At 56.9% G+C, this 13,329-nt stretch carries 9 protein-coding genes and 1 tRNA gene; 4 read left to right on the top strand and 6 right to left on the bottom strand.

The genetic code is table 11. The annotated features are described in order from the left end of the window. Positions 1-36: 36 nt before the first annotated feature. The 3 genes from proS to C8267_RS06455 form a co-directional block, all read right to left on the bottom strand. Positions 37-1,521, bottom strand: a complete 1,485-nt coding sequence (proS, locus tag C8267_RS06465) for a proline--tRNA ligase (protein ID WP_087362545.1) — start codon at positions 1,519-1,521, stop codon at positions 37-39. Positions 1,522-1,830: 309 nt separating this feature from the next. Next, positions 1,831-3,555, bottom strand: a complete 1,725-nt coding sequence (locus C8267_RS06460; RefSeq protein WP_106634082.1) for an OmpP1/FadL family transporter — start codon at positions 3,553-3,555, stop codon at positions 1,831-1,833. A 30-nt stretch (positions 3,556-3,585) separates the two neighbouring features. Beyond that, positions 3,586-4,713, bottom strand: a complete 1,128-nt coding sequence (locus C8267_RS06455; RefSeq protein WP_106634081.1) for a hypothetical protein — start codon at positions 4,711-4,713, stop codon at positions 3,586-3,588. A 527-nt stretch (positions 4,714-5,240) separates the two neighbouring features. Between C8267_RS06455 and C8267_RS06450 the strand changes: the two genes are divergently transcribed. The 3 genes from C8267_RS06450 (at position 5,241) to C8267_RS06440 (ending at position 6,649) form a co-directional block, all read left to right on the top strand. After that, positions 5,241-5,327 (top strand) — tRNA-Ser (locus C8267_RS06450). Positions 5,328-5,579: 252 nt separating this feature from the next. Then, entirely contained in the window at positions 5,580-6,023 is a 444-nt protein-coding gene (locus C8267_RS06445) for an Arm DNA-binding domain-containing protein (RefSeq protein WP_106634179.1), read from the top strand. Next, positions 6,017-6,649, top strand: a complete 633-nt coding sequence (locus tag C8267_RS06440; protein WP_234025678.1) for a transposase — start codon at positions 6,017-6,019, stop codon at positions 6,647-6,649. Before C8267_RS06445 ends, C8267_RS06440 begins: the two co-directional genes overlap by 7 nt. A gap of 220 nt (positions 6,650-6,869) precedes the next feature. On the opposite strand, the gene C8267_RS06435 is transcribed toward C8267_RS06440, so the two are convergent. The 3 genes from C8267_RS06435 to C8267_RS06425 all read right to left on the bottom strand — a co-directional run bounded on the left by C8267_RS06435 (position 6,870) and on the right by C8267_RS06425 (position 11,336). Then, complete coding sequence (locus tag C8267_RS06435; RefSeq protein WP_158699735.1) at positions 6,870-7,766, bottom strand: fimbrillin family protein; 897 nt, start codon at positions 7,764-7,766, stop codon at positions 6,870-6,872. Between the two features lie 49 nt (positions 7,767-7,815). After that, positions 7,816-9,696, bottom strand: a complete 1,881-nt coding sequence (locus tag C8267_RS06430; RefSeq protein WP_106634079.1) for an IdeS/Mac family cysteine endopeptidase — start codon at positions 9,694-9,696, stop codon at positions 7,816-7,818. 254 nt (positions 9,697-9,950) lie between these two features. Further along, the gene (locus C8267_RS06425; protein ID WP_199792085.1) at positions 9,951-11,336 is read right to left on the bottom strand and encodes a transposase; all 1,386 of its coding nucleotides are present in this window, start codon (positions 11,334-11,336) and stop codon (positions 9,951-9,953) included. Between the two features lie 171 nt (positions 11,337-11,507). On the opposite strand from C8267_RS06425, the gene C8267_RS06420 reads away from it, so the two are divergent. Next, positions 11,508-13,178 (top strand): SUMF1/EgtB/PvdO family nonheme iron enzyme, encoded by a 1,671-nt coding sequence (locus C8267_RS06420; RefSeq protein ID WP_106634078.1) that lies wholly within the window; start codon positions 11,508-11,510, stop codon positions 13,176-13,178. Positions 13,179-13,329 lie beyond the last annotated feature (151 nt).

Genomic DNA, 13,329 nt, shown 5'->3' with positions numbered 1-13,329 from the left:
TTCCGCCCGTAGTCCGGTGAGCGCTCCGGCCGAGCATCAATAGCTGCGGGCGAAGAGCACGCGGCGGTGCGACGGACGACCCGTGTAGATGCAGCGTCCCTCCTCCTCCGGTGCATCGAAGGGAATGCAGCGGATGGTTGCCTTCGTGGCATCCTTGATGGCCACCTCGGTCTCGACGGTGCCGTCCCAGTGGGCCAGCAGGAAGCCGCCCTTCGTATCGAGCACCTCCTTGAACTCCTCCCACGTGTCGACCTTCGTAATCATCGAGTCGCGGAAGGCCTTCGCCTTGAGGTAGATGTTCTTCTGGATGTCGGTCATCAGCTGCTCGATGTGGGCGACCAGACCCTCGAGCGGAAGGGTCTCCTTCTCGAGCGTGTCGCGGCGCATGAGCTCGATGGTGTTGTTCTCCATGTCGCGGGGACCCATCGCCAGACGCACGGGTACGCCCTTGAGCTCGTACTCGGCGAACTTGAAGCCCGAGCGGACGTTGTCGCGGTCGTCGATTTTCACGCTGATGCCCTTGGCGCGCAGCTCGGCGGCCAGCTTCTCGAAGCGGTTGCGGATTTCCACGAGCTGCTCCTCGCCCTTGTAGATGGGAATCATCACCACTTGGATGGGGGCCAGACGCGGCGGCAGCACCAGACCGTTGTTGTCCGAGTGGGCCATGATGAGGGCGCCCATCAGACGGGTCGAGACGCCCCACGAGGTGGCCCAGACGTATTCGAGCTTGCCCTCCTTGGTGACGTACTGCACGTCGAAGGCCTTGGCGAAGTTCTGACCCAGGAAGTGCGACGTACCGCTCTGCAGCGCCTTGCCGTCCTGCATCAGCGCCTCGATGGTGAGCGTATCCTCGGCGCCGGCGAAGCGCTCGTTGGGCGACTTGTGGCCCACGATGACCGGCAGCGACATCCAATCCTGTGCGAACGTCTCGTAGACGTGAATCATCTTCTCGGCCTCGGCGATGGCCTCCTCACGCGTGGCGTGGGCCGTGTGGCCCTCCTGCCAGAGGAATTCGGCCGTGCGCAGGAACAGACGCGTGCGCATCTCCCACCGTACGACGTTGGCCCACTGGTTGCAGAGAATCGGCAGATCGCGGTAGGAGTGAATCCAGTTCTTGTAGGTGTTCCAGATGATGGTCTCCGACGTGGGGCGGACGATGAGCTCCTCTTCGAGTTTGGCGTCGGGGTCGACCACCACGCCCTTGCCCTCGGGGTCGTTCTTCAGGCGGTAGTGCGTCACCACGGCGCACTCCTTGGCAAAGCCCTCGACGTGGTGGGCCTCCTTCGAGAAGAAGGATTTGGGGATGAAGAGCGGAAAGTAGGCATTCTGGTGCCCGGTCTCCTTGAACATCTTGTCCAGCGCGTCGTGCATCTTCTCCCAGATGGCGTAGCCGTAGGGTTTGATGACCATGCATCCGCGGACGGCCGAGTTTTCGGCCAGCCCCGCCTTCACGACCAGGTCGTTGTACCACTGCGAGTAGTTCTCCTCCGACTTGGTCAGGTCTTTAAGTTCCTTTGCCATATATCTGTTGTCTATTTTGTGTTCGAATGGTTGTTCCGGAGCGCAAAATTAACGATTTTAATTTAATTTTCACCTCATTCCCCGCGTGAGAATCGCGCGGCGTGCAAAAAAGGCCCTCCGCCGGGGCGGAAGGCCTTGGAGTTTGCCTTGTCTGTACGGTGCCGGAGCGACGCCGAGATGGTGTCGGGATGGTGTCGGGATGGTGTCGGGATGATGTCGGAGCGAGGTCGGTCCGGAGCCGGGCGACTGCTCGGCCGTCGCCGTTCTTCCCGGCACGGGGCCGGGCGGCCCCCCCCCTTGCCGGCCCGCTCAGAAGCGGAAGGCGAGCGTCAGCGCCACGGCGTGACGCGCATAGTCGGTCTTGTAGAGGGCGCTGCTGTTCTGCTCCACGTTGGAACCCGTGTAGAGGTCGGCGTAGTAGAGCCAGTAGGCGTTCTGCTTGGTCTTCTGGTAGCTGTAGGCCACGTCGAGCGTCACCGTGCGCGAGAGGTTGATGCCCACGCCTGCGCCGTAGTAGATGATTTCACGGGCCAGCGGCGAGGAGTAGTCCGCATCTTCACCCGCGAGCCACGAGCCGCTGTAGCCGAAGCCGGCACGCAGGGCGAGGATGGGCAGCGGCTTGAACTCGGCACCGACGCGGAGGGTGTTCGACCCCTTGAAGCTGTTGCGGAAGAGCGCGTTGTAGTCGGCCGGAGCGTAGGCGAACGAGGGGGTCTCCTTCACGCGGATGCCGTTGAACCAGGCCCGCTCGTAGTCGACCGAGATGACCGCTCGGCCGCCGAAGCTGTACGATGCGCCGAAGAGCAGCCGTGCGGGGGTGGTGAAGGCCCAACTTTTGCTGCTCAGCACGGGCGATTCGCCCGGGCAGTTGATGTAGCCGTTGCCGTCGGGCTGCGGGTACTCGCCCGGCCCCGGGTTGTAGTCGGGGTCGTTGCAGACGGCTACGCCAAGCGAGGCTCCCTGATAACGCGTCTCGAGCGAGTAGTAGGTCGGCGTATGGAAGGCCACGCCGATGCGCAGGGCGGGGATGGGGCGGTAGGTGAGGCCCAGCTTGAGGTTTACCCCCGCGCCGTCGGTCACGGTCGCCTGGTTGAGCTTCGACCAGAGCTGCTGGAAGCGCAGGTCGGAGGCCACGCCCTCGGGGCGCTCCGTCGTACCGCCCGGATAGTAGTAGTCCTCGGCGTAGGTATACTGCAGCTCCTGGTGAATCGCCTGGATACCGAGGGTGACGCCCACGTAGAGCTTGTTGCCGAAGTTGGCGCCCAGCGAGAGGTCGTATTCACCCACCGAGCCGCGGCTCTCGACCCCTGCATAGTGGCCGATGTCGATGTTGTTGCGGTCGCTGCCAATCCACGAGGGGTTCCATAACGGGTCCTCTTTTGGTGCGCTCAAATCGTCGACCATACCCGCCTTGTAGCCCAGAATCGCCGGCCAGAGCTCGGGACTCTGGTTGAACCAGTCGAGGTTGTCGCCCGTGATGTCGTAGGCCTTGATTTTTGCCTGACCCAGTTGCAGAGCGTACATGTCGGCAATCGAGCCCATGTTGCCCGTCGAGCGGAACGAGGAGCGGTAGTTCAGGTCGGCCAGGCGGTTGTAGCCGAAGCCGAAGTTGACGCTCGTGGTGCGCCCCGTCCCCTCGTAGAGGTTGAAGACAAAGCCGAAGCTGCTCAATGCGAAGCGGTTGCTGGCGTTCGAGTTCCACGCTTCGGCGCTGTTCTGTGCGCGGGTCATCGTGACGAGGGGCGTAATGGATATCTCGTTGTGGCGGTACATGCCCAGTCCGGCCGGGTTGATGGCCATCGACGAGAGGTCGGCGCCCAGCGAGGTGAAGGCCCCCGCCATGGCCATCGAACGGGCCGTGCCGAAGTTGAACTGTGTCTGCGACAGCTCGGCGAAGTTCGACGGCATGAGTATGTCCTTGTTGGCCATCAGACCGCCCGTTACCAGGGGGCTCTGGGGGCTCTGTGCCGCTGCGGGGGCTGCGAAGAGCGCCCCGGCCAGCAGCAGGCCTGCTGCTTTTACGAATCCTTTCATCTGTTGCACTCCTTTCTTTACTGCACTGTGTTAACGACCTCCGGCGTTGCGGCCTCCTACACTGCCGCCACCGCCGCCGCCAAAACCGCCGCCACCGCCGAAGCTGCCGCTGTTGAACGACGGGCTGCTGCCGCGGTTGAAGTTCGTCGTACCGCGGTTGAAATTCGTTGTGCTCCGGTTGTTGTTCCGGTTGAACGACGACGAGCCCCGGTCGAACGACGACGAGGAGCCGCGGTTAAAGGAGGATGCGGAGCCTCGGTTGAACGACGATGCGGAGCCTCGGTTGAACGAGCTGCCGCCGCGTGTTCCGCTGTTGAAGGTACGGCCGCCCTGCAATGCGCTGCCGCGGCCCGAGAGACCCGTGGCGCGTCCCGGACGAAGGTTGAACGAGCTGCCGCGGCCCGACAGCGAGCCGCCCGGACGGGAGTAGGAGGGTCGGTTGACGATGTTGTGCGGACGGTAGTGCACATGTCCGCCCCAGCCCGGACCCCAGGCGGGTCCCCACCACGGGTCATACCACCCGTAGTAGTACCAGGGGTTGTACCACGGATAGAATCCGAGGCTCCAGCCCCAGCTGCCGATGGCGAAGGAGGGGTATCCCCATCCCCACCAGCCGTAGCGGTAGGGCCAGCCGTAATCCCAGCCGTAGTACCAGCTGCCGTAGTAGGGCGTGGCGCCCCACGTGCCGAACATCGAGGTGATGTACTTGGGCTCGACCCACACCTCGTCGCCCGAAATCATGATGTTGTAGAAGGCCGGGTCGTAGGCCGTCAGGTAGGTGAACTCGCCGCTGTAGCAGAAGTTGTAGTAGCTCGACGGCAGGCGGTAGGTGGGCGACTCGAAGCCGCGCAGACGCCGTGCATAGGCGCTTTCGTAGGTGTCGGCCAACACCCCTTCGTAGGGGTTCGAATCGTAGTAGGCCGCCTCGGCGTCGGCTGCGTTGGCCTCGGCCAGCAGGGCCTCCCACTCGGCGCGCCGCGCTTCGGCCTCGGCCTTGCGCGCCTCGGCCCGCGCCTGCTGCTCCTGGGCGATGCTCGTGCGGTCGTGCAGCCCGTAGAGGTCGTCCGACGCGTAGCTTGCCTCGCGGTAGAAGGACGAGGAGCACCCCGTCGCTCCCAGTGCGAGGAGCAGTCCGAATATGATGGTTCTGTTTTTCATGGTATCCTGTTTTTGGGACGGAAGTCGCTTTGTCAAGAAAACGAAAACCGTACCGTTTTTAGTATTTTCCGGCATTGCGGTCCCGGGCTTTTCCAGTGTTGCGGTCCCGGGCTTTTCCAATATTGCGGCCCCGGGATTCGTCTCCTTTTATATAAACGGTCCCGGGCGACAAATACTGCATCGTGGCCCTCCTTTGCCAGTCGTTTCCCGCCTCGTGTGGCGTCGCGGCCCTCCGCTGTCGGCTGTTTCCCGCCTCGTGTGGCACCGCGGCTCTCTGCAGCCGGCGCTTTTTCGCCCGGCTCCTGGTACGGTCCCCGAATGCCCGGATAAAGCCGGTCTGCCCCGCAGATGGCCTTCCGGTGCGCTGCAGCGGCCTCCGGCATCCTCTACAAAGATAGGAAAAATCACCTCCCGAATCGAAAAAATCGGGGTGAATGCATTTTTTTTGGCCAAAAATATCTTTTTTCAGAAAATATGTCTATATTTGCAGTCCCAAACCGAGAGGTTTTCGGTTGCGGGAAACATCTGGAGAGATGCCGGAGTGGTCGATCGGGCCGCACTCGAAATGCGGTGTACGGGCAACTGTACCGGGGGTTCGAATCCCTCTCTCTCCGCAAGGCACACTTAGAAAAGTAGCGAAAAACCCTGTAAATCACGCATTTACAGGTTTTTTTATTTTTGGAAAAAGTGCTGAAAAAGGCATCTGAAAGCAGGTTATCTGTGGCCTATTCGGTGTACTTTTTTTCGGGCCGAAAAAGTACACCGAATTGCTCGTAACAGATTGGTTTGCACTTATTTGCAGCGGTCTTCCTCTTGACTTAAGACACTTGGGAAACTAATTTTGTAACCCTTAATTCGGTGTACTTATGGAAAGGACTACTTTCAGCCTGTTGTTTTACATTCGGCGGGACAAGCTCAACAAAAGAGGCGAAGCTCCCGTATTTATGCGTCTGACAATCAATGGAGAACGCGCAGATGCTTCAATCAAGCGATTTATCGAACCGCACGCCTGGAACTCGGATAAAGGAAAAGCCAACGAAAAATGCCGTGGCGGAAAGGATTTGAATCTCTATCTGAACGCCATTTCCGCCAACATTTTACAAATCCAAAGAGCTCCGCGAGCAGGTGGCCTCCCTGCAGCAGCAACTCGACATCGAGCGGCAGCAGCCCGACCCGATGGAGGTGGCCGAGGAGCAGTACCGCCTCGCACAGCGCTACCTCGGAGGCCGAACGGAGGTTTCAAGCGAGGCCGACGGCGCGANAGACCCGCACACTGGAGAGGGAGAATGCAGGCGCGGAGAAATTGCTGACAGCCAGACAGAAGAGCGATATTGAAATCATCACAAGAGTGTACCGCCAGCAGAAGGCCCACTTCGAGAACAACAATCCTCGCGAGAGTGTCAAGGACAGGATAGTGAGCATCAGCAAGCCGTATGTGAGGCCGATCGTGAGAGGCAAGGAAGTGAAGAGCGTAGAGTTTGGTGCGAAGTGCAACAACATCCAGGTTGACGGACTCTCATTCATCGAGAAGCTGTCATTCAATGCCTTCAACGAGGGAACCAGGCTTACGCACTGCCTGAAGATGCACCGAAAGCTCTTCGGTGTGGAGGCGAAGAAGGTCGGAGGAGATGCAGGCTATGCCGGCAGCGCCAACAGGGGGTACTGCAAGGATAGAGGAATACAGACGTCATTCGTCAAGCGTGGCCGTCCGTCCTTGGAAAAGAAAGAGAACGACATCATCCGCAACGAGCTGGCGAGGGTGAGGGCAACGAGGATGGAAGGCTCGTTCGGAACGCAGAAGGAACACTATGGCCTGAAACGCATCAAGGCAAGGACGAAGTTGACCGAAATCCTGTACATCTTCTTTGGCATCCACACGGCGAATGCAGTACAGCTCGTCCGGCGGGAAGTCAACGAAATTGCCCAGGCTGCCTGATGTTCGAGGTGAGTGAGAAACGGCCCTTTCACTGGAGTATTGGCTCCAGTTGGGTCCAAAAATGAAAAAAGGGGCTCCGAAACGGAGCCGAAAATATAAAAAGATGAGTTCGATCGGAAAAATTACCGGGACAGTCTGCCGATTGACTCATAATGACGGAATTAAACGACTGTCCCTATTGTAGTCCTGTCCATAATCAATGCCTGATGACGGAGGTGATTCAGAAGGATATGCCTCCGTTGACAGTTCCCTGGGACTCCCATCCTATGATCTCCACTCCGTCCATTCTGATCCCGTCCGAAGAAATCTCAAGCCGCACCGTCAGCATTTTGCCTCCTTCAAGCTGACTGAGCGCCTGACCGTCCCCGGTGGTGTCCGGAAGAGTGAACGTCTTTTTCATACCCTGGAAAGAGACCTCTACAGTGACATCGTCTTTCTGCTGCGGAATCAGCATATATGACACGGAATTCCCCTTCTTTTCCATGTATCTTGCCGGACGGGCAGCAGAGCCTGATTCAACTTCGCCCTTGCGCAGATCCACCGTGCATGAGGACATCGCATTGACGGATGTGGCTACCTGCGAAAGATTGGAATCGGAATAAGTGCCGTCAGACACATATTCTATGGCAAGCCTGTGGAAAGCATGAGAGAATTTCAGCTCCACCGCCGACGCCTGGTACGCCACCGGAACAGCCTTGGCAAGCAGAAGATCCGTCTCGCCGTCTGCCGGCATGTCAAAACGGAAACTGCCGTCTGAAACGGCATCCTGATCAGGATAACATCCTGAAAAATACACCGTACCGGAATTATCCGGAAGCTCCAAATCCGACCAGAAAAGTTCCGTTTCTCCCACCGTATAAATCTCGCTTATATCATCAAAGCCCTCTCCTGAAACCGTAAGCCGGAACATGTCTCCGCTTACGAAATTTCCGGAGCCGTCCTGTCCGAGCTGAGGCGACTTCACAATGGGGCCTACGGCAGTCCTTATGTCGATTTTTCCCGTCACTTCATCGCTGCCGCCGTCCCCGCCGGGAAGGACGGATCTGTCGCATGAGACGGCCGCCGGCAGAATCGCCGCAGCATATAGAAAAAATTTATAACTCTTCATAATCATCATAAAAATGTCTGCAATCCTGCCGTGCACTGCCCGACATCATTTTTCAGCTTCAGTCGTCTGTGCGCACTTCCGGAAAGGCGTTCCGCCATACGTCACGCATAAGATCCATCGTAGTCACTCCGACTATCGCATACGATGTACCCTCCCCAATCAATATCTTGAATCCGCTGCCCTCATTGTAGGTGATCTTCTTGCGGATCAGGCGATGCCTCTGGAACGGAGTGCTGCTGCCTGTGACCTGAAAATTATAATAGTCGTTGTTGTCGACATAATATACGGCCGAGATATATCCTTCATCATCGAATTCGACACCATAGAGAGCCATGACATGCGTCAGTCCGTGTGAGCGTATGAATCCGAGTCCGCGGTCATTCTCAAGGGCGTCTTTTATGAGCTCGTTGAACGTTTCCTTGCTGAAGCCCCCGAAAGAGTCGGCTATCTTCATTCCCTTGAAAACCTCCGTAAAATAGCCTCCGAAGGCATCGTCGTCGAAAGTGTCGTTTAGACCCAATCCGGGAGTGTGGTTGATGAACCAGTTGATGCCGTCCCTCGCATCCCCTCCGCGGTTACGGCTTGCCTCCCTGAAGAAATTGAATATCTCGCTTTTTTCAGTGCCAGAAAATTCAGATGAAGGGCGCGGATATTTCGGGCACACATCTCCATATTTACGGTCATACGCGGCAATATAGTCGCTGTTGATGTTCATCCACCAGTGGAGCATGCATGCCGAAGCGGCCGCCCAGCACATGTTGCTGTCATGATAGCCGGGACGGGAGTTGCTTTCGTCCGGATTGTCCTTGTCGCAGTCATACCAGCGGAAGCCCTCCTGCCAGTTCAGATAGGCTGTTTCAGGATCGCTGTCAAACTTGAACCATACTCCTGAAGGGAAGTTCCACGGATAAAATTTATCCGTATCTGTCAGCACTTTCACGGTCTCCTCATTGTAGTCAGGAGTTTCCGGCGTCTTGACTCCATATACCCAGCATATTTTCCCAGCATAGTCGGGATCAGGCTCCGGCTCCGGCTCTTCCCCGGGGCCGACGCCGCCCTGATTCAGACTCAGGTTCAGCACAGTCTCCTTTCCGCTCTCCAGAAAATCCCTGCCGCCGATTTCCGACGGCGCCTTGAAGGTCGAGGTCTTGCCGCCCGCAGTTATTTCCACCCATCCGTCGGAATAAGGGCCCAGACTGCCCGGGAAAAGTATTGCGGAAAACTTGCCCTGACTCCCTTCCGCTTTTCTGGCATCTATTCTCACCTTTTCACCGGACGGATCATTCAGACTTCCGCTATAGATTGAAAGCGACCCCTCGGTCTTATTGAGGACCTTTACTGAAAGGTCTTCGGGCAATGTACCGTCAGAGCCCGTAATGTTTATGACAAGCCTGTGCATGGCATGCCTGAAAGGGAATTCTATCCTGTTGCCTGAAAGCGAGCCAAGATCAATGTCGAGATGGCTCCACAGAAGATCCGATTCCATGTAGCCGTCCCCGCTCTGGTCGGTCTGCACCTTATGGCGGTGCACGTTTGACCCGATGCCTTCAGCCTCCGATACAGGATAATATGCGGAAAGCCTGGCCGTGCCGGATCCCAGGTCGCTCTTCTTCAGCGCCGGAGTCCACCTGCCGTTCTCAAGAGTGAGAATGACATGCCTGGAAGGACTGCCGTATATATACAACCCGACCTTGTCCCCTTCCGTAAAAGTTCCGCTCCCGTCTTCATCCACATCCGCCTTCACTGATGGCATATCCTGCGTATCATCAACAAAACCGTTTTTGGTGAATGCCAGTTCAATGAATCCGTCATCCTGTACGGAAACAGGCTCCTCCGTCTTCATGCAGGCCGGCAAGAAAAGAAGAAAAGCAGCGGCTGCAAACGCACGCATTGCGGAAGCCGCATTACCACACATAAACATTGTCATATAATTGGTCATAAGACTGCAAATTTACAGATTTTCGCAGAAAAATGCAAAAAAATCAACGCCGGGGGCTTTTGGCAGAGTCAACGAGCAAGTGCAACACGAGACAAAATTATACATGAGTCAATCGGCAGACTGTCCCGGTAATTTTTCCGATCGAACTCATCTTTTTATATTTTCGGCTCCGTTTCGGAGCCCCTTTTTTCATTTTTGGACCCAACTGGAGCCAATACTCCAGTGAAAGGGCCGTTTCTCACTCACCTCGAACATCAGGCAGCCTGAGCAATTTCGTTGACTTGCCGCCGGACGAGCTGTACTGCATTCGCCGTGTGGATGCCAAAGAAGATGTACAGGATTTCGGTCAACTTCGTCCTTGCCTTGATGCGTTTCAGGCCATAGTGTTCCTTCTGCGTTCCGAACGAGCCTTCCATCCTCGTTGCCCTCACCCTCGCCAGCTCGTTGCGGATGATGTCGTTCTCTTTCTTTTCCAAGGACGGACGGCCACGCTTGACGAATGACGTCTGTATTCCTCTATCCTTGCAGTACCCCCTGTTGGCGCTGCCGGCATAGCCTGCATCTCCTCCGACCTTCTTCGCGTCCACACCGAAGAGCTTTCGGTGCATCTTCAGGCAGTGCGTAAGCCTGGTTCCCTCGTTGAAGGCATTGAATGACAGCTTCTCGATGAATGAGAGTCCGTCAACCTGGATGTTGTTGCACTTCGCACCAAACTCTACGCTCTTCACTTCCTTGCCTCTCACGATCGGCCTCACATACGGCTTGCTGATGCTCACTATCCTGTCCTTGACACTCTCGCGAGGATTGTTGTTCTCGAAGTGGGCCTTCTGCTGGCGGTACACTCTTGTGATGATTTCAATATCGCTCTTCTGTCTGGCTGTCAGCAATTTCTCCGCGCCTGCATTCTCCCTCTCCAGTGTGCGGGTCTGCTTCAGTATCTTCCCCAAAAGGTTGAGCAGGCGTCTGGTCAGTTTCCTGGTCTGGACTTTCGTATGCCTGCGCCGCTTCCTGTACGACAGGTTGGCCTTCTCTACGTCTACGTACTTCGTCCTCGGACGGTGCACATTCAGCTTGGCACTCAGAGTGCACATTATCTCATATGACTTCTCTATTCCTTCCCACAGAAGCTTCGCATCCGTAGGATAGCGCATCTCGCTCTCGTAACAGGTTGCATCCGTATACATCGTATCCAGGTCCTTCATGTACGGTTTCCAGGCTCTTGCCAGTATCTCCTGCTGCTGTTGGATCTTCAGCCCGCGGGCCAGCTCCGAAAACACGTCGTCCAGAAGTTTGTAGTTCGTCAGAGGATGCATCGGGTCTATTCTCACATCGCAGAAGAGCTGATAGTGGACGTTGCCGTTAAGATGCTCCATCAACCTCGGGCTGCTCAGACCTGTGTACATCTTCAGGAACATCAGCGCAACCTTGCCCTCCGGGGTGAAGTATGTTTTTCGTCCTTTCTTCGCTCTCATGCTCTTGCTTATCAGTCCAAAGTTCTCTGCCATCTCACTAAGCGGCAGCCTCTTCCTGATTTTTCCCAGCTCGCTAGTCTCGAACGTCCGCCTATACAATTCATAAAAATCGAACTCCGTGAAAGGAAGATCGGGTGATATTTCAGAGAAATTTTGTACCTTAGCCATGCAGATTAATTTTTGCGATACCTCCAAATTTGGCTTTTCTAGGGCAATTGGAGGTATTCTTTTTATCTTTAGCTAAGATGCAAATTTTATATTACATTGGCAATCAATTCATTATAAAGTTTTATTCTTTTTACGACAGTCCCTATTGTAACACCAAAAACCCACCTTATCATGAAAAAACTCTACTTCATCAATCGATGGGTGTTGCCCCTTTTGGCCGTATCCGTCATGGCAGGTTCTTCGTGCTCGGATGATTCAACGGAAGGGGGAGGTGCTCTTCCCTCGGTTGCCATCAAGTTCGATGCGCAGCTCTATCCGCTTACCCGTACCGATGTGAACGAGAAATTCCGGACGGCATGGAAATCGGGTGACGCCATCGGTGTATTCGCAACGGAGTTCGGAAGCGAGCTTCAGAGCGAAGGAAACGTGCTTAACAATGCCAAGCTGGTCTACGACGGTGCGTCGTGGACGCTGGAGAACAACCCCTCGGCGAAGTGGCCCTCGGACCAGCCGCTGGACTTCTACGCCTACTATCCCTACAACGAAAGCTTTACCAATCCGCTCGATATCACCTTCAACATCCTTGCGGAGCAGACCGATGCCGACAGTTTTGCGGCCAGCGACCTGATGCTCGCCCGCACCATCGGCGTGGCACGCGGCGCCACGGTCTGCATGATGTTCTACCATGCGCTCACGATGGTCGACGTGACCTTCGACCCGATGGAGTCCGGCGCGGATGATATTCAGGTTCAGCTGAGCAACGTCTGCAACAGCGTGAAGGTGAACCTCGCCGCCACGGAGCTGAAGGCCGAAGTGGACCTCAGCAGCAAGGGCGACGTCGCTCTCTACCAGTATCCCAATACCCTTGAGGATGGGTATGAGTACCGCGCATGGGTTCCCGCCCAGACCGTCGAGGCGGGGGACCACCTGCTCAAGTTCCTCTACTCGGGCTGGCGCGAAATGGCCGGCAATACGCTTCAGGAGGCGCTGTCGCTTCCCTCGGGCGAGGTTGTCATCATGGAGAGCGAGTTTGTCGGATACCTTGCGCTGACCCGAATCGTCGCCGGTGAATTCATGATGGGTACGCCCGAGAACGAATCCGGCCACACCTACATGGAGACCCAGCACAAGGTCATCCTGACCCAGGACTACTACATCGGCACCTACGAGATTACCAACAGCCAGTACGCACAGTTCCTCAACGCCACGGGCGTGGCCGACGTGAGCGGCGACTTGAGCCAGATTACCGCCAATGTGGAGGGATACGGTGTCCAGACCCTCTTCCAGAAGAGCCCCAACTGGAACGTCCGCTACGACTCGGCAGAGGAAAAATGGGTTCCCGTGCTCGACAAGGGCAACTACCCCATGTCCTACGTGACGTGGTACGGTGCGAAGGCCTATGCCGACTGGATTGGCGGCGAGCTGCCGACCGAGGCGCCGTGGGAGTATGCCTGCCGTGCCGGAACGACGACCGCATGGTCCTTCGGTGCCGACTACTCCGTCATTGCCGACTATGCCTGGTGCGATGAGAACTCCAAGGATAACGGACCGAGCGAGGTCGGGAAGCTGGAGCCCAACCCGTGGGGCCTCTACGACATGCACGGAAACCTCTACGAGTGGTGCTCCGACTGGTTCGACTACTACTACGGCATCGAGAACCTGACCTCCGATACGGTGGTCGAGGACCCCGTGGGAGCCGAGTCGAGCATGTATAAGGTCATCAAGGGCGGTTCGTGGCTCAACTACTGGCACTACCTCCGTTCGGGCTACCGCAACGTCTACTTCCCGAATGCTCCCTCTGACTGCAACGGTTCCCGCGTGGTATTCCCTGTTAATGAGTAGCATTGAGGCAGTCTGATTGGCTGCAGTCTGCCCGGAGCGCATTGACCGCTCCGGGCTTTTTTTGTGTGATGGGGCGTGCCTGCACCTGGAGAGGCGGCCAGCCGGGCAGTCTGGCCGGAATCTCTGCGTCGGAGCTCGGGCCGGGAGAGGA

The organism is Alistipes sp. Marseille-P5061 (genome assembly GCF_900290115.1).
Taxonomy (GTDB): domain Bacteria; phylum Bacteroidota; class Bacteroidia; order Bacteroidales; family Rikenellaceae; genus Alistipes; species Alistipes excrementigallinarum.
This window is presented reverse-complemented; position numbering and strand designations above follow the sequence as displayed.